Source organism: Mycolicibacter sp. MU0102 (assembly GCF_963378105.1).
GTDB classification, from domain to species: Bacteria; Actinomycetota; Actinomycetes; order Mycobacteriales; family Mycobacteriaceae; genus Mycobacterium; species Mycobacterium holstebronense.
Genome location: NZ_OY726398.1, coordinates 1,773,821 through 1,796,014, shown reverse-complemented (window position 1 = coordinate 1,796,014; position 22,194 = coordinate 1,773,821). Strand labels below are relative to the sequence as shown.

Below are 22,194 nucleotides of genomic sequence, written 5' to 3'. Positions count from 1 at the left end.
GCCCAGGACGCCCTGACCCCGCCGATGAAGTGGAACGCCTGGGGAGATCCAGCCGCGGCCAAGCCGTTGAGCGACGGCATCCGTCAACTGCTCAAGGCAGCCCTGGGGGTGGACGGCACGAGCACCCCGGAGCGCGATCCGAGCCAGGTGTCGCTCACGCCGTCGGCACTGACCGACACCGACCACGCAGCGTTGGCCGCGATCGTCGGCGAGGGCTTCTGCCGTACCGATCACACCGCACGACTACTGCACGCCGGGGGAAAGTCCACCCTGGATCTACTGCGGCGCAATGATTCCGGCGCCCAGGATGCGCCCGACGCGGTGCTGCTGCCCGGAAGTGACGACGAAGTCGCGGAAATCTTGAACTACTGCAGCCGGCAGGCCGTTGCGGTGGTCCCCTTCGGCGGCGGCACCAGCGTCGTCGGCGGGCTCGACCCGATCCGCGGCGAGTTCGCGGCGGTGGTGTGCCTAGACCTGCGTCGGTTCGATGCACTGCTGAACCTTGACGAGACCTCCGGCGAGGCGGAGTTCGGCGCCGGGGTCACCGGACCCGAGGCCGAACGGCTGCTCGGTGAGCGCGGTTTCTCGCTGGGCCACTTTCCGCAGAGCTTTCAGTTCGCCACCCTCGGCGGGTTCGCCGCCACCAGATCGTCGGGCCAGGATTCGGCCGGCTACGGCCGTTTCGACGACATGGTCCGCGGCCTGCGGATGATCACCCCGGCCGGCGTTTTGGACCTGGGCCGCGCCCCCGCCTCGGCCGCCGGGCCGGACCTGCGTCAGCTGTTGCTGGGGTCCGAAGGCGTGTTCGGCGTCATCACCCGGGTGCGGGTGCGGGTGCATCCGACCCCGGCAACCACCCGCTATGAGGCGTGGTCCTTCCCGGACTTCGCCACTGGCGCGGCAGCTTTGCGCGCGGTCACGCAGACCGGCGCCGGACCGACCGTGATCCGCCTGTCCGACGAGGCCGAGACGGGCGTGAACCTGGCCACCACCGAGCAGATCGGCGAGCAACAGATCACCGGGGGCTGCCTGGCGATCACGCTGTTCGAGGGAACCGCCGAGCACACCGAAAGCCGGCATGCCGAGACCCGAGCGGTGCTGGCCGCGCACGGCGGCACGTCACTGGGCGAGGAACCTGCGCGGGCTTGGGAGCACGGCCGATTCTCCGCGCCCTACCTGCGCGATTCGCTGCTGGCCGCAGGGGCGCTGTGCGAGACCCTGGAGACCGCCACCGACTGGGCGCGCGTTCCCACGCTCAAGACAGCGGTCACCGAGGCACTGACCACCGCGCTGGGCGACAGCGGGACACCCGCGCTGGTGTTGTGCCACATCTCGCACGTCTACCCGACCGGTGCATCGCTGTACTTCACTGTGGTGGCGGGCCAGCGCGGCAATCCCATCGAACAGTGGCAGGCCGCGAAAGTCGCTGCGGGCGATGCGATCATGCAGGCAGGCGGAACCATCACCCACCACCACGCGGTCGGCGCCGATCATCGGCCGTGGATGGGCGAAGAGGTGGGCGAGCTGGGTGTGCAGGTGCTGCGAGCGGTCAAGGCCACACTGGATCCGGCCGGAATCCTCAACCCCGGCAAACTGATTCCATGACGTCGCGTCAGATCAAACGGATTACGCTGCTGACCAACCCGGCCGCCGGGCACGGCAATGCCCGGCATGCCGCCGAGCGGGCGCTGGCACGGTTCCAGCAGCGCGGGGTCAACGTCAACCACATCGTCGGCTCCGATGCTCACCATGCACGACAGCTGCTCGATGAAGCGCTGGCCGCCGGAACGGACGCCGTGGTGGTGGCCGGCGGCGACGGCGTCATCTCACTGGCGCTGCAGTCATTGGCACTCGGCGACGTGCCGTTGGGGATCATCCCGGCCGGCACCGGAAACGACCACGCCCGTGAATACGGTTTGCCCACCGGCGATCCCGAGGCGGCCGCCGACGTCGTCGCCGAAGGCCAGACCGAGACGATCGATCTGGGCCGCATCGTCGAAGACGGCGGCGCGGTGTCCTGGTTCGGCACCGTGATGGCGGCCGGTTTCGACTCGCTGGTGAGCGACCGCGTCAACCGGATGCGCTGGCCGCACGGCCGGATGCGCTACAACGTCGCCATGGTCGCGGAGATGTCCAAGCTGCGCCTGCTGCCGTTCCGGCTGACCTTCGATAACGATGAGCCGTTGGACATCGAGCTGACGCTGGCGGCATTCGGCAACACCCGCAGCTACGGCGGCGGCATGTTGATCTGCCCGGGCGCCGATCACGCCGACGGCCTGTTGGACGTCACCATGGTGCACTCGGGCTCGCGGACCAAGCTGATCCGGCTGTTCCCCACCGTGTTCAAGGGCACCCATGTGCTGCTCGACGAGGTGAGCACCCGGCGGGCGAAGTCGATTCGGGTGGAGTGCCCCGGAATCAACGCCTACGCCGACGGCGACTACGTCGCCCCGCTGCCCGTGACGGTGTCAGCGGTACCGGGCGCGCTGCAGATCTTGCGCCGCCCCTAACCCGCGCCGGGGAATCAGCCCACGCCGCGGCTGAGCCAGGACACCTCCGCGCCGTCGCCGCCGTCGCGGTAGGCCTCCAGCGCCTCATCCCAGGCGGTGCCCAGCACCGTCTCCAGGTCGGCGGCCAGCGCGTCGGCGCCGGCGGCCATCAGCGTGCGCAGGCGGTTCTCCCCGACCATCACGTCGCCGTTGGCGCTCATCGTCCCGCTCCACAGGCCGAGCTGGGGCGTGTGGCTGAACCGCTGGCCGTCGACTCCGGCGCTGGGGTCTTCGGTGACTTCGAAGCGCAGCACCGACCACGAGCGCAGCGCGCTGGCCAGCTGGGCGCCGGTTCCCACCGGTCCGACCCAGTTGACCACGGCTCGCAGCTGTCCCGGCATGGCGGGTTGCGGCGTCCAGTTGAGCTTCGCCTGGCCGTTTCGGGCACCCAAAGCCGAGGTCAGTGCCCACTCGACATGCGGGCACACCGCCGCGGGCGAGGCGTGGATGTACACCACGCCGCTGGTCACGTCGGCGAATTGATTCGTCGCGCGCATCAGTTGCTCCTTCGGATCCACGAGGGACGTCTTCCCCAACGACCTGGTGGGACCGAGCTTGAGCAGTGTTGCTGCAGATACTGGAGTGTATTCAGTGTTGTATGTGTCTATTGTGCCTTGTGAGACGCCTGTTGGCTAGTCCCGGCTGTACGCAGCCACTACGGCGTCGGACAGCTCCGGCCACCGGCCGGTGACCCAGTCCCCGAAGTCGCGGTCGGTGAGCACCACCAACGCCCGCTTGATCGCCGGATCAGCCCAGATCAGGGTGCCTGACTGGCCGAAATGGCCGAAGGTCCGCGGCGAGTTGTCCGCACCGGTCCAGTGCGGTGCCTTGCCGTCCCGGATCTCGAAGCCCAGCCCCCAGTCGTTCGGCCGCTGCGGCCCGTAACCGGGCAACACACCGTCCAGGCCGGGAAACTGCACGCGGGTGGCCTCGGCGTGCAGCTCCGGCGACACGGTGACCGGGGCCAGCAGGTCGCCGGCGAAAGCGGCCAGGTCCGCGACGGTCGAGGTGCCGCCGAATCCGGCGGCCGACGCTCCCCCGTCGAGCCTGCTGGCCGTCATGCCCAGCGGCTCGAACACCGCCTCGGTCAGGTAACGGCCGAATTCGATCCCGGACTCCTGCTGCACTGCTTCGGCCAGCACGGCGAAGCCGTGGTTGGAGTAGACCCGCCGTGTGCCGGGCTTGGCCAGGACCCGATCGGAGTCCGGCGAGAGCCCGGAGGCGTGCGCGAGCAGATGTCGCACCGTGGCACCCGGCGGCCCGGCCGGGGTGTCGAGTTCGACGGCACCCTCCTCCACCGCGACCTGCACCGCCCGCGCCACCAGGGGCTTGGTCACCGACGCGAGATAGAACGGCCGCGCGGTATCGCCGTGGGTGGCCAGCACCCCGTTCGGGCCGATCACGGCGGCGGCCGCGTGGCCGACCGGCCAGTCGTCGAGGGCGGCGAGGGGTGCCAGGGCTTCAGCGGCGGACATCGGCAGTCAGCCTAACCGCGGACAGTGAGGCGGACCGCCTTGCGGTGACTGGTCGCGCTGCACCCGAACCAGCGCTGACATGACCGGCTGAGCACGCTCTGCTCGGCGTAGCCGAGTTCACGGGTCAGGTGCGCCAGGCTGATGTCGGTGTCACGCAGGTAGCGATGGGCGGCATCGCGGCGGACGCCGTCGACCAGCGCCGCAAACGTCGTCTCCTCGGCGGCCAGCCGCCGATGCAGCGTCTTGGGATGCAAGCCGAGCTGACCGGCGATCAACTCCAGGCTCACGGCACCGGTGGGCAGCAGCTGGCGCGCCATCGCGCGGACCGACCCCGCGATACCCGGCGACTCTGCCGTGATGCAGCGCAGGTAATGCACCATCGCCTGATGCGCTTGGTCGTCCCGGTGCAGGGGGCGGTCCAGATCGACGGTGCGGAAGGTGAATCCGGCGACCGGCTGCGCGAAATAAGGGCGGCAGCCGAAGTAGGCCAGATAGTCGCGCACCGGGGTGAGCGCTTCGTGCGGAAGATGCACCGACAGCGGCGCATACGGGGCGTCGAACATCATCCGCATGATCCCCAGCGACACTCCCAGCGACAGTTCGGTGGTCTGCGGATGCGGCGGGGACCGCTCGATGAGCACCTCGAACGCATAGAACGATTCGCCGGCACGGGCGCCCGGGATGATGCGCGCCGAGATCGCCGGGCTGTAGGCGGACAAGAACCGCTCCACGATCGAGAATCCGCCGCCGACGGTGGCCGCGGTGCGGGCGGCCACCCCCAGCGGCCCGAAGTTGCCGATGTCTTGGCGCAGGGCCAGCCGGCGCCCGAAATCCGGGCAATCGACAGCGCCCGCTGCACCTTCAATGGCCAGGATCACGGCGCGGTACGGCACGAAGATGTCGTGGGCTCCGACGCACCCGTCTGGCACCCCGGCGGCCAGCAGCAATGCCCCGGGGTCACCGCCGAGCTCGGTGACCAGCTCCGGGTATCCCGACAGCGCGGTGCCGCGCACCACCGACATGTCCGCAAATATCAAAGAAATGTCCGCAGATGTCAAGACTTCACCCGTCTTGCGAGCCATGCTGGAACGGCATTCGGCGGAAAGGAATACCCGTGAGCTTTGACACCGTGATCCGTGGCGGTCGGTGGTTCGACGGCACCGGGGCGCCGTCGGCGATCCGCAATATCGGTATCCGCGGCGGACACGTCGCCGCCATCTCGGCCGAACCACTCGACGAGTCGGGCTGCGGCCGGGTGATCGACGCGGCAGGCAAATGGGTGATGCCCGGGCTGCTCGACATCCACACTCACTACGACGTCGAGATCCTCCTGGCACCTTCACTGTCGGAATCGGTGCGGCACGGCGTGACCGCGGTGCTGGTGGGCTCGTGCTCGCTGTCCACCATCCACGTCGACGGCCAGGATGCCGGCGACCTGTTCGGCCGGGTGGAGGCCATCCCGCGTCAGTACGTGGTCGACACCATCGATGCGCACAAGACCTGGTCGAGTTGCGAGGACTACATCGCCAGCCTGGAGAAACTGCCGCTGGGCCCCAACGTGACGGCGCTCATCGGACATTCCGACATGCGCGCCGCGACCATGGGATTGGACCGCGCCACCCGCTCCGATGAGCGGCCCACAGCGGCCGAGCAGGCCCGCATGGAACAGATGTTGGACGAGGCATTGCAGGCGGGGTTCGTCGGAATGTCTTCCCAGCAGCTGCTTTTCGACAAGATGGACGGCGAGGTCTGCCGCTCGCGGACGCTGCCGTCGACATACGCCAAGCCCAAGGAATTGCGCCGGCTCAAGTCGAAGCTGCGCCGCAGCGGACGGATTCTGCAGGCCGGCCCGGACGTCAAGAACCCGTTCGATGTGATGTCTCAGCTGGCCCAGGCCCTGGGGATATTCCGCCGGCCGCTCAAAACCACTCTGCTGGCCGCCGCCGACGTCAAGAGCAACCGTCTGGCGATTCCGACCATCATCAAGACTTCGCGCCTGCTCAATAAGCTGGGCGCTAATTTCCGCTGGCAGCACCTGCCGGTGCCGTTCGAGGTGTACGCCGACGGCATCGATCTGGTGATCTTCGAAGAATTCGGCTCCGGCGCCGAGGCACTGCATCTGCGGGAGTCCCTCGAGCGGGACGAGTTGATGCGGGACGAGGCTTACCGGCGACGCTTCCGCAAGGACTACGAAAACAAGTACGGACCGCGGGTCTGGCACCGCGACTTCTTCGACGCCGAGATCGTCGCATGCCCGGACGCCTCGGTGATCGGAAAGTCCTTCGGGCAGGTCGGAATCGAGCGCGGCGGAGTGCATCCCGTCGATGCCTTCCTCGATCTCGTCCTCGAGCACGGGACCGCCCTGCGCTGGCACACCACGATCTCCAACGACCGGCCAGAGGTGCTCAAGACACTCGCTGCCGAACCCGGCATCCAGATGGGTTTCTCGGACGCGGGCGCGCACCTGCGCAATATGGCGTTCTACAACATGGGCCTGCGGTTGCTGCGCCACGTCCTGGACGCACAGCAGTCCGGGCAGGCGTTTTTGTCGGTCGAGCAGGCGGTGCACCGGCTGACCGGTGAACTCGCCGACTGGTACCGGGTCGACGCCGGTCACCTGCGCGTCGGTGACCGCGCCGACGTGGTGGTCATCGACCCCACGCACCTCGACGACACCCTCGACGCCTACGCCGAAGAGTCCTTCGACTCGTACGGCGGGATGTCACGCATGGTCAACCGCAACGACGAAGCCGTCAACGCCGTGTTCATCTCCGGGGAAGCGGTGGTCCTCGACGGTCAGCCCACCAGCGTGCTCGGGACGCAACGCACCGGGAGCTTCCTGCGTGCCGACACCCGCACCCCTGCCCCGGGCGTGCCGGCCACGCAAGCCAGCGCTCCGGACGCCACACCGGCAACATAAGGTGACCCCATGAGTCAGACAGTGCGCGGGGTGATCTCCCGCGAAAAGGGCAAGCCGGTCGAGTTGACCGACATCGTCATTCCCGAACCCGGTGCCAACGACGTCGTCGTCGCCATCACCGCCTGCGGGGTATGCCACACCGACCTGACCTACCGTGACGGCGGTATCAATGACAGCTACCCCTTCCTGCTGGGCCACGAGGCCTCCGGCACGGTCGAGTCGGTGGGGTCGGCGGTCACCGCGGTAGCGCCCGGCGACTTCGTGATCCTGAACTGGCGTGCGGTGTGCGGACAGTGCCGGGCCTGCAAGCGCGGTCGCCCGCACCTGTGCTTCGACACGTTCAACGCCTCGGTTCCAATGACCCTGACCGACGGAACCGAGCTCACCCCGGCGCTGGGCATCGGGGCGTTCGCGGACAAAACGCTGGTGCACGAAGGGCAGTGCACCAAAGTGGATCCGAGCGCTGACCCCGCGGTAGCCGGGCTGTTGGGCTGTGGCGTGATGGCCGGTCTGGGCGCCGCGATCAACACCGGCGGCGTCACCCGCGATGACACCGTCGCGGTGATCGGGTGCGGCGGGGTGGGCGACGCCGCGATCGCCGGGGCGGCCCTGGTGGGCGCCCGGCGCATCATCGCCGTCGACACCGACAACACCAAGCTGAACTGGGCGCGCGAATTCGGCGCCACGCACACCATCAACGCCCGCGAGCTCGACCCGGTCGAGACCATTCAGGATCTCACCGACGGTTTCGGCGCCGATGTGGTGATCGACGCCGTCGGGCGCCCGGAGACCTGGAAGCAGGCGTTCTACGCACGCGACCTGGCCGGAACCGTTGTGCTGGTGGGAGTTCCGACCCCGGACATGCAGCTGGAGATGCCGCTGATCGACTTCTTCTCCCGCGGCGGCGCACTGAAGTCCTCGTGGTACGGCGACTGCCTGCCCGAGCGCGACTTCCCCACCCTGATCAGTCTCTATCTGCAGGGCCGGCTTCCGCTGGACAAGTTCGTCTCCGAACGCATCGGGCTGGACGATGTCGAGAAGGCGTTCGGGCGCATGCACGGTGGCGAGGTGCTGCGGTCGGTCGTGGTGCTATGACCTCCGGCAGTCCGATTCAGCGGGTCATCACCCACGGCACATTCGAACTCGACGGCGGCAGTTGGGAAGTCGACAACAACATCTGGCTCGTCGGTGACGATTCCGATGTGGTGGTCTTCGACGCAGCCCACGACGCCGCCCCGATCATCGAAGCCGTCGGCGGACGCAACGTGGTGGCGGTGGTGTGCACGCACGGCCACAACGACCACATCACGGTGGCACCGGAGCTGGGTCGAGCACTCGACGCACCGGTGCTGCTGCACCCCGGCGACGACATGCTGTGGCAGATGACGCACCCGGACAGCGACTTTCGGGCTGTGGCCGACGGCGACACCCTCGCCGTTGGGGGCTTGGAACTGCGGGCGCTGCACACCCCAGGCCACTCGCCGGGCTCGGTGTGCTGGCATGCACCGGACCTGGGCGCGGTGTTCAGCGGTGACACCCTGTTCTGCGGCGGCCCGGGAGCGACCGGCCGCTCGTTCTCCGACTTCCCGACGATCTTGGCGTCGATCTCCGGGCGGCTCGGCGAACTGCCGGCCGACACTGTCGTCTACACCGGGCACGGTGACAGCACGCGTATCGGTGACGAGTTGGTCCATTACGACGAGTGGGTGGCGCGCGGCCACTGACGATGCGCGCGAGGAACGAGCGCGAGGAGGAAGTGGCCAATCCAACTGGGCCACTGAGCGCCACTAAGCGCCACTGACGTCAGTGCCCGCGCAGGATTCGCCGCTTCTCTTCGGCGAACTCCTGCTCGGTCAACGCTCCCGAATCACGCAGCGCCGTTATCGTTTTGAGCTGCTCGATCCGAATTCCTTCGCCCTGGGGAACGAATCGCTCGTGGCTGAAGTCCGTTCCCGTGTCGACCGTCTCCACCGACGGGCGGCGACGGCGCGCGGCCAACAGCCGGCCTGCGATCAGATCCACGAGCCCCAGAACGAAGATCACCGGAAACACCCACAGCAGCGTCGAGTGGCCGGCGGGCTTGCCGAAGGCCAGCCGAGGAGCGATATAGGCCCCGACCTGCCCGTCGGTGACGATCTGGTAGTCGCCGGCCTCGGCCACGGATATCCGCCACAGCCGCCGCCGGCTGTCGTTGTTGACCGTGGTGGTCATCCCAACGCTTTCCTCGAACTCCGGATCGGGCACGCCGTCCGGTGGTGTCACCGTCACGCTGATCGGTGGGACCGGCAGTCCGCCGCCGGTGGGACTTGAGATGACCCGAGTGTGCAGATTCACCGTCACCTCGCCCGCCGGCAGATGCACCCTGCCCGAGCCCGGAATCGGCACTTCGCCGTAGGCGTCGTAGCGGTCCAGCACAAAGACGTTGAGAATCAGCGCAACCACGAAGCCGATCACCCCAATGGTCATCAGGCCGGCCGCCACCACGGTCGGAATGCGTCCGATCGCCCGCTGTGCGCCCACTTACGGAAGTGTGCCACGGATCGCCGATGCCGCTACCGTCAGTGGTGGATATCGATGACGGTTTCGCCGGGGTCGGAGGTGCCATGCCAGAGTCGAGCATCGTGGTCCGCCCCGAGTCCGGCGGCGCTCCTTCGAGCCGGTTGCAGGCGGCCGGACTGGCCCATGCGACCGGTGTTTTCGAACAGCTCGCGGCGACGGTTCCGCTGCCCGCCGCGCCGCGGCCGATCGTCGTCGCCGACTATGGCGCCGCCACCGGCTACAACTCACTGCTTCCGATCGGGGCCGCCATCGCGGCGTTCCGAAAGCGAACCCGGACCGACCATGCTGTGTTAGTTGTCCATACCGATCTGCCGGACAACGACTTCACCGCGCTGTTCACCACGCTGGCTAACGATCCCGACAGCTACGCCCGCAAGGACACCGCCAGCTTCCCCTCGGCGATAGGTCGGTCGTTCTACAGCCAGATCCTGCCCTCGCAGAGCGTCAACCTGGGCTGGACGTCCTGGTCGACCATGTGGCTGCGCCGGCCCGCCGGGGTGCTGCCCGAGTTCTCCGACCACGTCCATGTCGAGCACAGTGACGACGACACCGCGCGGCGCGCCTACACCCGCCAGGCCGCCCAGGATTGGCATGACTTCGTGGCGTTCCGAGGCCGGGAGTTGAGTCCGGGCGGCAAGCTGCTGGTGTTGACCGCCGCCGTCGACGCTGCCGGCCGATCGGGCTACCGGCCGCTGCTCGATGCGATCGTCGCGGTTCTTGACGAGCAGGTGCGCGACGGCGCACTGACTCGGGATGAGGTGGCCCGCATGTCGATTCCGGTGCTGGGCCGCAGTGAGAAGGAATTTCGTGCGCCATTCGCCCCCGCGGGGCGGTTCGAGTCGCTGACGATCGAACGGCTGGAGGTGTTCGACGCCGAGGACCGGTTCTGGGACCGATACCTGCTCGACGGCGATGCGGTCGCCCTCGGCACCCATTGGGCCGCCTTCGTCAGCGCCGCCATCTTCCCCACGCTGGCCTCCGCATTGGCCGGCGGCACCGACGATCCGCGCGCAGCCGACTTCGTACGTCACCTGGAAGCCGGCGTCGCCGCCCGGCTCGCGAGTAACCCCCAGCAGGTGCAGATTCCACTCGCGCTGATCGTTCTTACCAAGCAGCGCTAGGGGCTGACGGGACTCTCAGTGGATTCCGGCGCCGAGCTCTCGGGAATCTCGGGCAGGCTCGGCGAAATGGGTTCGGGGCTGGGCGCGAACGCCGGGGGCGGCTCGAACGTAGGTGACGGTGAGGTGGTGGTTGTCGTCGACGACACCGGCGTCAGCTCGCTGGGGCCGGGCCCGGTGTCCGCGGCGTGCCGCAGCACCAGCACGGCAACCGTGCCCAGCAACATCGCGACCAGCGCTGCCAAGATCACCACCGGGACCGGCCGCCGATACCACTCCACGCCGCCCTGGCCCTGGCCGCCGATCTCCTCGGGTTCCGGTACGGCGGGCTGGCGCGGCGCAGCGGGTGCCGGGCGCGCCGGCGGTGGTGGCGTCACCAACGGTTGCAGCCCCGCATCCGGGACGCTCTCGGGCACCGGTGGCGGAACGTACTCTGGCGCCGGCGCCTCCGGGAACTGCGGCGGCGCTACCGGCGGCGGTGCCTTCTTCGGGATGGCCACCACATTGCCGGCAACGCTCAACGCGGCGCCGATGGCCGCCGTCAACTGTGGTCGTGGCGAGCTGATTACGGCGACCCCGAAGCGTTGCGACAGACCGGTCGTGACCGTCGGCATGTTCGCCCCGCCGCCGACCGACACGATTGCCGACAGCGCATCGGGAACGATCTCGTTGTCGTCCAAGGTGTTCTGCAAGACGGTGTAAAAGCCCTCGAGCGGCTGGCGCAGAGCCTCGTCGAGTTCTACCCGGGTCAGCCATACCCCGCCGTGAAATCCCGCGAGTTCGGCCACCGTCTCAGACGACAGCTGTTCCTTGGCATCACGGCACTGGCTGCGCAGCCGGGTCAGCGACCCCACTGTCGGAGGCCCGTCGCCGTTGCCGCCCAGATCGGCAACCACGTGATCCAGCAGCGCCTGGTCGATCACATCGCCGGAAAAGACCGTGCTGCGCCGGGTGGCGCCGACCGGTTCGAATCCGCGTTCCGCGTCGACGAGGGTGACGTTGGTTCCGCTTCCCCCGAAGTCACACACCGCGATGATCCCGTGGTCAGGTAGGCCGGGATTCGCTTGCAGCGCAGTCAAAGCTGCCGTCGTGTCGGAGATCAGCGACACCGGATGCTGCGCCCACTCCGAAACCCGCCCCAGCGCGGTTCGCAGCGCGCCGACCGCGTCGCGTGACCAGTGCGCGGGATAGGTGACCGCTACCGCCGGCGGGATCGGACGGCCCTCGGTCACCGCGTACGCCAAGGCATGCAGGCCATCTGCGAGCAGTTGCTCGGGACGGTGGGTAGATCCGTCGCTCGCCACCACCGGGCCGCCGCCGCCGACGCGATCCACGAAATCGGTGACTACGAGGCCGCGGTCGCGCAATTCCGAACTCACTGCGGAGTTCTCCGAGGGCATGCCGATTTGGGATGGCCGATCCCGGAACAGCGTCAGCACGGGCCGACGGGTGATCGCGCGATCGGCGGTGACCGCCGCCAATGTGGTTGCCCCGACGGACATCCCCAACGCGGGGCCTGTCTCTTGCGCCATGCTGTCCCATCCACGGTGTCATCCGGCGGTCAGAGCACACCGGTCTACGTAATTTTACCGACGGATGTTCGATATACCCCGCATTGCAGCGCCGTTGGTGCGCCGGAGAAGTCACGCCGAGGGCTGCCGCAGACGTCTAGCATCTGATCGCATGCGAGCGCCGAGCCACGGTGCCTCCCGCCCGGCGTTGAGCGCCTGGCGGTTCGTCACCGTGTTCGGCACCGTCAGTCTGCTGGCCGATTTCGTCTATGAGGGCGCCCGTTCCATCACCGGGCCGCTGCTGGCGTCATTCGGCGCCACCGGCCTGGTGGTCGGAACTGTGACCGGAATCGGGGAGGCTGCCGCGCTGGGCCTGCGACTGGTGTCGGGGCCGCTCGCCGATCGGACACAGCGCTTCTGGGCCTGGACGATTGCCGGATACGCCCTCACTGTGCTCACCGTGCCACTGCTCGGTGTTGCCGGCACGCTCTGGGTTGCCTGCGCCTTGGTGATCGCCGAGCGGATCGGCAAGGCGGTCCGCAGCCCCGCCAAGGACACCTTGTTGTCACACGCGACCAGTGTCACCGGCCGTGGCCGGGGCTTCGCCGTGCACGAGGCACTCGACCAGATCGGCGCGGTGATCGGTCCGTTGACGGTCGCCGGGGTGCTGGCGCTCAGCGGCGGGGACTACGCCCCGGCGCTGGGAGTGCTGGCGTTGCCCGGCGCCGCGACGCTGGCGCTCCTCGTGTGGCTGCGCCTGCGTGTGCCCGAGCCCTTGGACTATGAGCGCTCTGAACGCGAGGAGCCCGGCGCGGTACCAGCCCGCCCGGGACGCGGCGACGTCGGGCGGCTGCCCGCAGTGTTCTGGCAGTACTGCGGGTTCATCGCGCTCACGATGACCGGTTTCACGACCTTCGGTTTGGTGTCATTTCACCTGGTCAAGCATGGTTTACTGCCAGCCGCGGCGGTCCCGGTGCTGTACGCGGCAGCGATGGGCGCCGATGCGGTGGCGGCCCTAGCCTCGGGGTGGTGCTACGACCGGTTCGGCGCAAAGGTCTTGTTCGCGCTGCCGATCCTGTCGGCTGCGGTGGTGGTGTCCGCCTTCGCCGGCAGCGTCGCCGCGGCGGTGGCCGGGGCGCTGCTGTGGGGTGCTGCGGTGGGCATTCAGGAGTCGACGCTGCGTGCCGTGGTCGCCGACTTGGTGGCGCCGAGACGCCGAGCCAGCGCCTACGGGGCGTTCGCCGCCGGACTGGGCGCAGCGGCCGCGGCCGGCGGGGTGCTCACCGGTTGGCTGTACGACGTGTCGGTCAGCGCGCTGATCGCGGCGGTCCTGGGGATTCAACTGCTCGCACTCGCGGTCGCGGGGGCCTCCAAAGTTTGCTCGGAAGGCAATCTGCGGCGGTCATCTCGCTGACACCCAACGGTCATCGCCCGGTAACCGGAGGCCGTAAATGAACCGATCTCAGTTGCGACTCAGATCCCCAATATGAGTTACTCAGCATGCCGCAGACGGTCGATCAGAAACCACCGAATATGTTCACTGCCTGGGGAGTCTGCTGCACACGAGGCGCTTCTTATGCCACCATGTACCGGTGAACCCACGACGGATCCTTCGCTCCCTCGGTGTTGTTCTGGCCCTGACTTGGCTGCTGCACAGCACCGTCATCACCCCTCCCGCTGCCTTCGCGGACCCCTGTCCAGATGTCCAAGTTTTGTTTGCTAGAGGCACTGGCGAGGAAGTCGGCCTTGGCGAGACCGGGCAAGCATTTGTCAACTCACTACGGAACCGACTGCCCGAGCGGCCGGTGGACGTCTACGCCATCGACTACCCGGCCACCAACGACTGGCCGACCGGCATTCAAGGCATCCGTGACGCCACCGCCCACATCGAGGCCACGGCGGCGAATTGCCCCACCACCAAGATGGTGCTCGGCGGCTTCTCGCAGGGCGCCGCGGTGATGGGATTCTCGACCGCCAGCGTCATCCCGGACGGGGTGGAAGGGGTCGACATACCACGGCCGATGCCCCCGGAAGTGGCTGACCACGTCGCCGCCGTGGTGCTCTTCGGAACCCCGAACGACCGGGCGATGAATTTCCTCGGTCAACCACCCTTGGCCATCGGCCCGGCATACACCGCCAAGACCATCCAGTTGTGTGCGCCTGAAGACCCGGTCTGCTCCGAGGGACTGAACTTCTCCGCGCACGCACCCGGCGCCTATGACGGCATCGCGGACGAGGGCGCGGCGTACGCGGCAAACCGGCTTTAACCTCAGTTTTCGCTCCGCACGGCCACCTTTGCGGTTTGCTGATTCGCGACCCGCAGGTCGGTGGCAAGGGCGAGACATGTCAGCATTTAGGGATGAATTTGCGCAACACTGTTCGCACCTTCGCTGCCGCCGCGATGCTCACCGGAACCCTGGTGGCCGCGCCGGTGGGCCTGCCCATCGCAACCGCAGAGCCCTGCCCGGACGCCGAAGTGGTGTTCGCCCGCGGCTCCGGCCAGCCCGTCGGGCTCGGTGACGTCGGTGACGCGTTCGTCGGCTCCTTGCAGGAGCAGGTCACAGGACTCAACGTCAACGTCTACCCGGTCGAATACCCGGCGAGCACGGACTACCGCAACAGCGCGGTGCTTGGTGAGTCCGACGCCACCGCGCACATTCAGGCCACGGTCGCCAACTGCCCCAAGACCAAGCTCGTGCTCGGCGGCTACTCACAAGGCGCCAGCGTCATCGCTATGTCCAGCAATGCGCTGCCGGGTCCGGTCGCCAACCACGTGGTCGCGGTGGCGTTGTTCGGCCCGCCCTCGAGCCCGTACTCCACCTCGTTGTGGGGCGGCCCGCTGCCGGTCCTCGCCTCGTCCTACCGCCCGAAAACCATCGACTTCTGTCTGACGGGCGACATCTACTGCGAAGACAGCGGAAGCGTCGTCCCGCACCTGATGTACGTGCAGGACGGCAAGACCGTGGAGGCCGCGGCATTCGTGGCGAGCCGGCTCACGGCCGGCCAGAGCGTCAACTAGGCCGAAGCGGTCAGAACAGCGTCGGGATCCGCGCATCGATCAGATGCGGCCCCGGCTCGGCGACGGCGCGCCGGAACTGTTCGGCAAGCTCCTCGCAGGTGGTGGCCACCGTGGCCGGCACCCCGAATCCCTCGGCAATCTTCGCGAAGTCCATATTCGGCCGCGACAGGTCGAGTAGATCGTTTGCTTTCGGGCCACCACCTTCGGCGCCCACCCGGGCCAGTTCCAGCCGCAGGATCGCGTACGAGCTGTTGTTGATCAGCACCGTGGTCACATTCAGGTTCTCGCGTGCCATCGTCCACAACGCGGAGATGGTGTAGGCCGCACTGCCGTCGGCCTGCAGTGCGATCACCGGCCGGTCCGGTGCGGCCACGGCCGCGCCTAGCGCGACCGGCAGACCCTGCCCGATCGCCCCGCCGGTGAGGGTGAGCACGTCGTGGCGTGGTGCCCCTGCGGTGGCCGCGGGCAACATCAGGCCCGAGGTGTTGGATTCATCGGAGATGATCGCGTTGTCGGGCAGCAGCGCTCCGATCACCTGCACCCAGTTCTGCGGGGTGAGCTGACCGCCCGGAAGTTCGGGGCGGGCCGCAGGGGCGGGCCGCGGCTGCACGCCGGCGGCCACCGCTTCGGCCAGCTGCTCCAGAGCGGCCACCACGTCGGTCTCCAGGCCGGCCAGGTTGTGCACGACGCAGCCCTCGGGAACCAGGTCGCTGGCCTTGCCGGGGTAGGCGAAGAACGACACCGGGGCCCGGGTACCGGCCACCACCAGGTGTTTGATGCCGTCGAGTTGGAAGGCGGCCTGCTCGGCCAGGTAGCCGAGCCGGTCGATCGCCGGGACCCCGGCGCCGCGGACGAGCCGGGCCGGGAAGGTCTCGACCAGAGCACGGGCCCCGGTTGCGGCGACGATCCGGTCGGTGGCCTCCAGCGCACGCACGTCGGCGACGGCAGGCCCGCCGATCAGGATTGCCACCGGCTCGCCGCTGCCCAGCACGGCGGCGACGTCGGCGACGGCCTGCGCGTCGGGAGCAGCGGCGGGGATCGGGTCGACCGGTCCGGCCGCCTGCGCGCCGTCTTCCCAGGAGATGTCGGCGGGCAGAATCAGGTTGGCCACCTGCGCCGGGCTGGCCATAGACTCGGCGACCGCTTCGGCGGCATCGCGACCGACGTCATCGCCGGAGTTGGTGCGGCGCACCCAGCCGTGGGTCCAGTCGGTCAGGGGTTCGATGTCGGATTCCAGCGGTGCGTCGTACTTCTTGTGGTAGGTGGCGTGGTCACCGATGACGTTGACCACCGGCACGTGCGCGCGGCGGGCATTGTGCAGGTTGGCCAGGCCATTACCCAGGCCGGGCCCCAGATGCAGCAGGGTGGCGGCCGGCTTTGCGGCCACCCGGGCGTACCCGTCGGCGGCACCGGTCACCACGCCTTCGAACAGGCACAACACCCCGCGCATCTGCGGCACCGAGTCCAAGGCGGCCACGAAATGCATCTCGGAAGTACCGGGGTTGGCGAAGCAGACCTGCACCCCGCTGTCGACCAAGGTGGCGATCAGGGCCTGTGCTCCGTTGGTCATGTGACTGCCTTTCTTGCCGAGCACCGAAGTATGGGGCGTGCGCGCGATCTGCTGCCTATAGAAGCACGCCGGGATTGAGGATCCCGGCGGGGTCGAAAGCGTCCTTGATCCGGCGCATCAGGGCGATCTTGACCGGGTCCTCCAGCTCCAGGAAATGCTGCGTCTTGACCCGGCCCAAACCGTGCTCACCGGAGATGGCGCCGCCGAGGGCCATCGCGGCCTCGAAGATGTCGTGCAGCAGCCGGTGACGGACCTCGTCGTCGGCGCAGAACACCGCCAAGTGGACGTTGCCGTCACCGGCGTGCCCGCAGCCGACCACGCCGGCACCTGCCGTTTGGGCTAGTCCTTGGGCCTTGGTGAGGAACTGGTGCATCTCGGCCCGCGGGACCACCACGTCGATGACGTCGTGGGCACCGGCGGCCTTGGCCGTCCAAAACGCCTTCTCGCGGGCCTCGATCAAGGCATGCGCTGAATTGCCTTCCAGCACATAGACATCGTCGGCACCGAGCGAGGCCAGCAGTTCGCCCACCATGGCCACATCGTCGTCGAGGCGCTCACGGTCACGGTTTTCCACCCCGACCACCAGGTAGGCCTCCGCGGTCTCACGCACCGCGTCGGGGATGCCCAGGTTCAGGTTCTGCGAGTAGCTGATCGCGGCCAGGGTGAGCTTGTCGACGTATTCGAGGATCACCGGGTCCACCCCGCTGCGCACCACCGCCGGCACCGCGCGCATCACCGCGGGCAGGTCCGCGAACGGCGCCAACAACGTGGCGGAGTGCCCGAGCCGAGGGTAGAGCCGCACGGTGACCTCGGTGGCCAGCGCGCAGGTGCCCTCCGAACCGATGATCAGCTGGGTCAAGTCATAACCGGTGGACAGCTTGGTGATTCGCCCGCCGGTGCGGATCAGCTCGCCGGTGGGCAACGCGGCCTGCAGCCCGAGCACATTGTGCCGGGTCACTCCGTATTTGACCGCGCGCATCCCACCGGCGTTGGTGCCGACGTTGCCTCCGACACTGGCGGACAGTTCCCCGGGGAAGACGGTGTACATCAGACCCGCCTCGGCCGTCGCGGTATCGAGGTCGGCCAACGTGACACCGGGTTGCACCACCGCAACCTGATTGTCGGTGTCGATCTCCAGGATCGCGTTCATCCGCTCGAAGGAGATCAGCAGACCGTCGGGGCACGGCCGCGCGCCGGCCGACATACCGGTGCCCGAACCGCGGGCGGTCACCGGAACTTTCGCCTCGGTCGCGGCGGCCAGCAGCGCCGCAACCTGCTCGGCGGTCTGCGGACGGGCGACGTAGCTCGGCGTCACCGGCGCTCCGACCAGCGCCTCGTCATGGGCGTAGTCGGGACCGATCTGCTCACCGGTGAGCAGTGCGCCCGCTCCGACGATGTCGGCGAACTTCTGCGCGGCGTCAGTGTCTACCGTGGCCATCCGTCCCTACTTTCCAAATCCGGCGTCACGCAACGCCTGAGCCATCGACCCGCCTGCCAGTGCCGCATCCCGGCGCCCGGCATTGTTGGCGGGACGCCGCCCACGATTCTGCTTGGCGTTGTCACCGCGCGCAGCCGGTTTGGCACCCGGGCCCCGGGAGGATGTGCCGGGCTTGTCCGCCGGCTTGTCCCCCAGCCGCAGGGTCAGCCCGATGCGTTGGCGGTCGACGTCGACATCGACGACCTTGACCTTCACCACCTGGCCGGACTTGACCACCTCGTGCGGGTCGGAGATGAAACGGTCCGCCATGGCTGAGACGTGCACCAGACCGTCCTGGTGCACGCCGACATCGACGAAGGCGCCGAAGGCCGCAACGTTGGTCACGACACCTTCGAGGACCATGCCCACCTTGAGGTCGGCCACCTTCTCCACGCCCGCGGCGAACGTGGCCGTGGAGAACGCCGGCCGTGGGTCGCGTCCCGGCTTCTCCAGCTCGGCGAGGATGTCGGTCACGGTCGGGACCCCGAACCGGTCGTCGGCGAAGTCGCCGGGTTTCAGCGACCGCAGCACACGCTCGTCACCGATGATCTCGGCCAGGGAGACGCCCGAGCGGTCCAGGATGCGCCGCACCACCGGGTAGGCCTCGGGATGCACTCCCGAGGAATCCAGCGGGTCGTCGCCGTCGCGGATGCGCAGGAACCCGGCGCACTGCTCGAATGCCTTGGGACCCAGCCGTGGCACGTCGAGCAGGGCGGCCCGACTGCGGAAGGGCCCGGTCTGGTCGCGGTGCGCCACGATCGCTTCGGCCAGCGACTCCGACACCCCCGATACCTTGGCCAGCAGCGGGGCCGAGGCGGTGTTGAGGTCGACGCCCACGGCGTTCACGGCGTCTTCGACCACCGCATCGAGGCTGCGCGCCAGGGTTCCCGGTGTCACATCGTGCTGGTACTGGCCGACGCCGATGGACTTCGGCTCGATCTTGACCAGTTCGGCCAGCGGATCCTGCAGCCGCCGTGCGATCGACACCGCCCCACGCAGCGTGACGTCCAGGTCCGGAAGCTCATGGGCGGCATAGGCCGACGCCGAGTACACCGATGCGCCGGCCTCGCTGACCATCGCCTTGGTCGGGGTGGGAGCGCCCACGCTCTTGAGGTCGGCGATCAACTCGGCGGCCAGGGCGTCGGTCTCGCGCGACGCGGTGCCGTTGCCGACGGCGATCAGGTCCACGCCGTGGCGAGCCACCAGCGCGGCCAAGGCCGCCTTGGCCTGATCCCACTGCTTCTGCGGCTGGTGCGGGAAGATCGCGCAGGTGTCGACGACCTTGCCGGTGCCGTCGACGACGGCGACCTTCACCCCGGTGCGAAAACCCGGGTCGAGGCCGAGTGTGGTGCGGTTGCCCGCCGGCGCCGCCAACAACAGGTCTTTGAGGTTCTTGGCGAACACCGCCACCGCGTCGGCCTCGGCACGTTGCCGCAGCCGCATCCGGGCATCGACTGCCGCCGAGAACGCCAGCCGGGTGTCCCACGCCCACCGCACGGTGTCGGCCAGCCAGGGCGTGGCCGGGCCCGACGCGGTCATGTTCACGCCCAGCGACTTGGCCACCATCGCCTGGTAGGGCTCGTTGTCGCCGCCGTCGAAGGACAGCGCCAGGGCATCTTCCTTCTCGCCGCGCAACACGGCCAGCACCCGGTGCGACGGCATGGTCTCGAGTGCTTCGCTGAACTCGAAGTAGTCCCGGAACTTTTGCGCTGCAGCACTTTTCGCAGCATCGTCAGAGCGCGGCATGGTCCGCAGCGAGCCCGCCGACCAGAACTTCTCGCGGACCGCACCCACCAGCTCGGCGTCCTCTGCGGCACGTTCGACCAGAATCGCTCGCGCACCCTCCAGCGCGGCCGCGGCGTCGGCGACCTCCTCGCCGGTGTACTCCGCAGCGAGCTGCTGAGGGTCCAGTGCGGGGTCAGCCAGCAGCCGGTCGGCCAGCGGCTCCAGGCCGGCCTCGCGCGCGATCTGTGCCTTGGTGCGGCGCTTGGGCTTGTAGGGCAGGTAGATGTCCTCCACGCGGGCTTTGGTGTCGGCCGACAGCAACGCGTTTCGCAGCTCGTCGGTGAGCTTGCCCTGCTCTTCGATCGAGGACAGCACCGCGGCCCGGCGGTCGTCGAGCTCACGCAGGTAGCGCAGCCGCTCTTCCAGGGTGCGCAGCTGCCCATCGTCGAGGCTGCCGGTGACCTCTTTGCGGTAGCGGGCGATGAACGGAACTGTCGCCCCCTCGTCGAGCAGCGCGACGGCCGCCGCGACCTGTCGTTCGGCTACTTCGAGTTCGTCGGCAAGGCGGGCATTCACCGGTTTGAGGGTCACGTTCGCGGTCACGCCGACGGACCCTACCGAACGCCGCTGACAGTTCCTTGGTGCGGCACGGCGTGGTTTTTGACTGCGCGCAGGATGGCTACGATGCCGTCCATGTCGGCGTCGCCGAACACCTCTTCTGGCCCGCGCGGTGCGTGCTCCATCAGGAAATTCACGCCCCGTCGACGTCACGAGCGGGTGGCCGGCCCGGCATAGCCCGGCTGTCTATCCACAGTCGCCTGTTTGATCCACAGGCCGCCGCTCGAACCCATAAATTCGCACACCCGTTCGATACGTTGGGGTCATGTCCGATCAGCTCCTGCCGCCCGCCGCGGCGGCCCGTGCGGCCATCCGCGCGGATCTAACCCTGATCGACGACGCCCAGGCACGGCTGAGGACAGCCGATACGGACTTGGTGGGCAACGCGTTTCGCGTCGAAATCGCCGAGCACCTCGAAACCCAGCACAGAGTCAATCGCGGCCTGTCCTACCGCATCTTCGGCGAGATCGCCGATCCCGCCGACGGCCCCGACGACCCCCGACTGCCCGCCGACACCAAGATCACCGACCTGCTGTGGTCACGCCTGCGTATCACCCGGGCCGAGGTCCGGCGCCGGTTCCGCATCGCGGCGCGCATCCGGCCGCGGCGCAACCTGACCGGCCCCCCGGACCCCACCCGAACTTCCCGAAGTCGCCGCCGCTGTCGAGGACGGCCGTATCGGCGATGACCACATCAAAGCGGTCACGAAAGCCCTCGACGAACTGCCCGCAAAAGTCGCACCGGCCGATCGTGAGGCCGCCGAACGCACCCTGGTGCGCCACGCCACCGAACAGGACGCCGTCTTCGTGACCGCTATCGGGCACGCCATCGCCGATCACCTCAATCCCGACGGCAATTTCACCGATGAGGACCGGGCACGGCGGCGCAACCTCATCCTGGGCCGTCAAGGTCCCGATGGAATGAGCACGCTAAACGGCTGCATCGACCCGGAAACCCGCGCCTACCTGGAAGCAGCCATCTCTGCGGTTCGCCCCGGCCACCGCCAGCCCGAGGGCACCCAAGAACGCGATACCCGGTCATCGGGTCAACGAGACCACGATGCACTGAAGCTGGCCCTGCGCCATGGCATCGAGTCCGGCGCCCTGGGCACTCACCGCGGCGTTCCGGTGACCGTCATCGCCGTCACCAAACTCGCCGACCTCGACCAGGCGGCCCGTGCCATGGCTGACCCGGGCATCCCGATGCCGCCCGCGGCCCGCACCGGCGGGGGCAGCCGCCTACCGATGCGCGATCTGATCCGGATGGCGGCCAACTCGATTCACTACCTCGCGGTGTTCGACAACCACTCGGAGCGGCCGCTGTACCTGGGCCGCAGCAAGCGCATCGCCACCCTGGATCACCGGATCATCTGCCATGCCCGCGACCGCGGTTGCACCAGACCGAACTGTCCGGAGCCCGGCTACCACTGCGAGGTTCACCATTCGACCGATTGGGCACGCGGCGGGCGCACCAATCCCGACGAGCTCTATTTCGCCTGCGGCGGCGACCACGGCGGCGCCACCCGTGGCGATCTACAGACCATGGTCACCGAGCAAGGCCGCCTGGCCTGGACCGACGGCACTGACCCACCGCGGATCAACCACCTGCACCATCCGGAGGAACTCCTCGACGACGATGAGGATCCATAGCCGC

General features: G+C 68.4%; 18 protein-coding genes and 1 pseudogene. 10 read left to right on the top strand and 9 right to left on the bottom strand.

Annotated elements, in window-relative coordinates; all coding sequences use genetic code 11:
- Nucleotides 1-24: 24 nt before the first annotated feature.
- Nucleotides 25-1,605 carry an FAD-binding oxidoreductase gene (locus RCP37_RS08315; RefSeq protein ID WP_373693166.1) on the top strand — a complete coding sequence of 527 codons (1,581 nt, stop codon included), beginning with the start codon at nucleotides 25-27 and terminating at the stop codon, nucleotides 1,603-1,605.
- On the top strand, nucleotides 1,602-2,510 hold the full coding sequence (locus RCP37_RS08310; protein ID WP_308486420.1) for a diacylglycerol kinase: 909 nt from the start codon (nucleotides 1,602-1,604) through the stop codon (nucleotides 2,508-2,510). The genes RCP37_RS08315 and RCP37_RS08310 overlap by 4 nt, the downstream gene beginning before the upstream one ends.
- A gap of 14 nt (nucleotides 2,511-2,524) precedes the next feature.
- Here the strand turns inward: RCP37_RS08310 and RCP37_RS08305 are convergent, their stop codons facing one another.
- The 3 genes from RCP37_RS08305 to RCP37_RS08295 all read right to left on the bottom strand — a co-directional run bounded on the left by RCP37_RS08305 (nucleotide 2,525) and on the right by RCP37_RS08295 (nucleotide 5,046).
- Nucleotides 2,525-3,046 (bottom strand): DUF3145 domain-containing protein, encoded by a 522-nt coding sequence (locus tag RCP37_RS08305; protein ID WP_308486419.1) that lies wholly within the window; start codon nucleotides 3,044-3,046, stop codon nucleotides 2,525-2,527.
- Nucleotides 3,047-3,181: 135 nt separating this feature from the next.
- On the bottom strand, nucleotides 3,182-4,024 hold the full coding sequence (locus RCP37_RS08300) for a serine hydrolase domain-containing protein (protein ID WP_308486418.1): 843 nt from the start codon (nucleotides 4,022-4,024) through the stop codon (nucleotides 3,182-3,184).
- A gap of 11 nt (nucleotides 4,025-4,035) precedes the next feature.
- The gene (locus RCP37_RS08295) at nucleotides 4,036-5,046 is read right to left on the bottom strand and encodes an AraC family transcriptional regulator (protein WP_308486417.1); all 1,011 of its coding nucleotides are present in this window, start codon (nucleotides 5,044-5,046) and stop codon (nucleotides 4,036-4,038) included.
- Nucleotides 5,047-5,138: 92 nt separating this feature from the next.
- Here RCP37_RS08295 and RCP37_RS08290 point away from each other — a divergent pair, with 92 nt between their 5' ends.
- The 3 genes from RCP37_RS08290 to RCP37_RS08280 are packed head-to-tail and all read left to right on the top strand — an operon-like array spanning nucleotide 5,139 to nucleotide 8,668.
- On the top strand, nucleotides 5,139-6,944 hold the full coding sequence (locus RCP37_RS08290; RefSeq protein ID WP_308486416.1) for an N-acyl-D-amino-acid deacylase family protein: 1,806 nt from the start codon (nucleotides 5,139-5,141) through the stop codon (nucleotides 6,942-6,944).
- A gap of 9 nt (nucleotides 6,945-6,953) precedes the next feature.
- The gene (locus RCP37_RS08285) at nucleotides 6,954-8,039 is read left to right on the top strand and encodes an S-(hydroxymethyl)mycothiol dehydrogenase (protein WP_308486415.1); all 1,086 of its coding nucleotides are present in this window, start codon (nucleotides 6,954-6,956) and stop codon (nucleotides 8,037-8,039) included.
- Entirely contained in the window at nucleotides 8,036-8,668 is a 633-nt protein-coding gene (locus RCP37_RS08280) for an MBL fold metallo-hydrolase (RefSeq protein ID WP_308486414.1), read from the top strand. The genes RCP37_RS08285 and RCP37_RS08280 overlap by 4 nt, the downstream gene beginning before the upstream one ends.
- A 79-nt stretch (nucleotides 8,669-8,747) precedes the next feature.
- Here the strand turns inward: RCP37_RS08280 and RCP37_RS08275 are convergent, their stop codons facing one another.
- On the bottom strand, nucleotides 8,748-9,464 hold the full coding sequence (locus RCP37_RS08275; RefSeq protein ID WP_308486413.1) for an SHOCT domain-containing protein: 717 nt from the start codon (nucleotides 9,462-9,464) through the stop codon (nucleotides 8,748-8,750).
- 83 nt (nucleotides 9,465-9,547) lie between these two features.
- Here RCP37_RS08275 and RCP37_RS08270 point away from each other — a divergent pair, with 83 nt between their 5' ends.
- Nucleotides 9,548-10,624 (top strand): class I SAM-dependent methyltransferase, encoded by a 1,077-nt coding sequence (locus RCP37_RS08270; RefSeq protein ID WP_308486992.1) that lies wholly within the window; start codon nucleotides 9,548-9,550, stop codon nucleotides 10,622-10,624.
- Here the strand turns inward: RCP37_RS08270 and RCP37_RS08265 are convergent.
- Nucleotides 10,621-12,153, bottom strand: coding sequence for an Hsp70 family protein (locus tag RCP37_RS08265; RefSeq protein ID WP_308486412.1), 1,533 nt, complete (start codon nucleotides 12,151-12,153; stop codon nucleotides 10,621-10,623). The genes RCP37_RS08270 and RCP37_RS08265 overlap by 4 nt on opposite strands.
- 151 nt (nucleotides 12,154-12,304) lie before the next feature.
- On the opposite strand from RCP37_RS08265, the gene RCP37_RS08260 reads away from it, so the two are divergent.
- From RCP37_RS08260 to RCP37_RS08250, 3 genes are all read left to right on the top strand, one after another.
- Nucleotides 12,305-13,546, top strand: coding sequence for an MFS transporter (locus tag RCP37_RS08260; RefSeq protein ID WP_308486411.1), 1,242 nt, complete (start codon nucleotides 12,305-12,307; stop codon nucleotides 13,544-13,546).
- 178 nt (nucleotides 13,547-13,724) lie between these two features.
- Nucleotides 13,725-14,399, top strand: coding sequence for a cutinase family protein (locus RCP37_RS08255; RefSeq protein WP_373693123.1), 675 nt, complete (start codon nucleotides 13,725-13,727; stop codon nucleotides 14,397-14,399).
- Between the two features lie 92 nt (nucleotides 14,400-14,491).
- On the top strand, nucleotides 14,492-15,151 hold the full coding sequence (locus RCP37_RS08250) for a cutinase family protein (RefSeq protein ID WP_308486410.1): 660 nt from the start codon (nucleotides 14,492-14,494) through the stop codon (nucleotides 15,149-15,151).
- A gap of 10 nt (nucleotides 15,152-15,161) precedes the next feature.
- On the opposite strand, the gene RCP37_RS08245 is transcribed toward RCP37_RS08250, so the two are convergent.
- From RCP37_RS08245 to RCP37_RS08230, 4 genes are read right to left on the bottom strand one after another with little or no spacing between them, the layout of a single operon-like run.
- A complete protein-coding gene (locus RCP37_RS08245; RefSeq protein WP_308486409.1) occupies nucleotides 15,162-16,721 on the bottom strand; it encodes an acetolactate synthase large subunit in 1,560 nt (519 codons plus the stop codon).
- Nucleotides 16,722-16,776: 55 nt separating this feature from the next.
- Nucleotides 16,777-18,159: an FAD-binding oxidoreductase gene (locus RCP37_RS08240; protein WP_308486408.1), complete on the bottom strand. Its 1,383-nt coding sequence runs from the start codon at nucleotides 18,157-18,159 to the stop codon at nucleotides 16,777-16,779.
- Nucleotides 18,160-18,165: 6 nt separating this feature from the next.
- Nucleotides 18,166-20,526 carry a Tex family protein gene (locus RCP37_RS08235; protein ID WP_308486407.1) on the bottom strand — a complete coding sequence of 787 codons (2,361 nt, stop codon included), beginning with the start codon at nucleotides 20,524-20,526 and terminating at the stop codon, nucleotides 18,166-18,168.
- 11 nt (nucleotides 20,527-20,537) lie between these two features.
- A complete protein-coding gene (locus tag RCP37_RS08230; protein WP_308486406.1) occupies nucleotides 20,538-20,678 on the bottom strand; it encodes a hypothetical protein in 141 nt (46 codons plus the stop codon).
- 128 nt (nucleotides 20,679-20,806) lie between these two features.
- On the opposite strand from RCP37_RS08230, the pseudogene RCP37_RS08225 reads away from it, so the two are divergent.
- A pseudogene (locus RCP37_RS08225) lies at nucleotides 20,807-22,190 on the top strand (HNH endonuclease signature motif containing protein).
- The last annotated feature ends 4 nt before the right edge of the window (nucleotides 22,191-22,194 follow it).

Bases quoted from the DNA above. Each gene is read 5' to 3' on its own strand.
- RCP37_RS08265 (WP_308486412.1), bottom strand. From the start codon at position 12,153: ATGGCGCAAGAGACAGGCCCCGCGTTGGGGATGTCCGTCGGGGCAACC.
- RCP37_RS08285 (WP_308486415.1), top strand. From the start codon at position 6,954: ATGAGTCAGACAGTGCGCGGGGTGATCTCCCGCGAAAAGGGCAAGCCG.
- RCP37_RS08270 (WP_308486992.1), top strand. From the start codon at position 9,548: ATGCCAGAGTCGAGCATCGTGGTCCGCCCCGAGTCCGGCGGCGCTCCT.
- RCP37_RS08260 (WP_308486411.1), top strand. From the start codon at position 12,305: ATGCGAGCGCCGAGCCACGGTGCCTCCCGCCCGGCGTTGAGCGCCTGG.
- RCP37_RS08305 (WP_308486419.1), bottom strand. From the start codon at position 3,046: ATGCGCGCGACGAATCAATTCGCCGACGTGACCAGCGGCGTGGTGTAC.
- RCP37_RS08300 (WP_308486418.1), bottom strand. From the start codon at position 4,024: ATGTCCGCCGCTGAAGCCCTGGCACCCCTCGCCGCCCTCGACGACTGG.
- RCP37_RS08245 (WP_308486409.1), bottom strand. From the start codon at position 16,721: ATGACCAACGGAGCACAGGCCCTGATCGCCACCTTGGTCGACAGCGGG.
- RCP37_RS08250 (WP_308486410.1), top strand. From the start codon at position 14,492: ATGAATTTGCGCAACACTGTTCGCACCTTCGCTGCCGCCGCGATGCTC.
- RCP37_RS08280 (WP_308486414.1), top strand. From the start codon at position 8,036: ATGACCTCCGGCAGTCCGATTCAGCGGGTCATCACCCACGGCACATTC.
- RCP37_RS08240 (WP_308486408.1), bottom strand. From the start codon at position 18,159: ATGGCCACGGTAGACACTGACGCCGCGCAGAAGTTCGCCGACATCGTC.
- RCP37_RS08295 (WP_308486417.1), bottom strand. From the start codon at position 5,046: ATGTCGGTGGTGCGCGGCACCGCGCTGTCGGGATACCCGGAGCTGGTC.
- RCP37_RS08310 (WP_308486420.1), top strand. From the start codon at position 1,602: ATGACGTCGCGTCAGATCAAACGGATTACGCTGCTGACCAACCCGGCC.
- RCP37_RS08315 (WP_373693166.1), top strand. From the start codon at position 25: ATGAAGTGGAACGCCTGGGGAGATCCAGCCGCGGCCAAGCCGTTGAGC.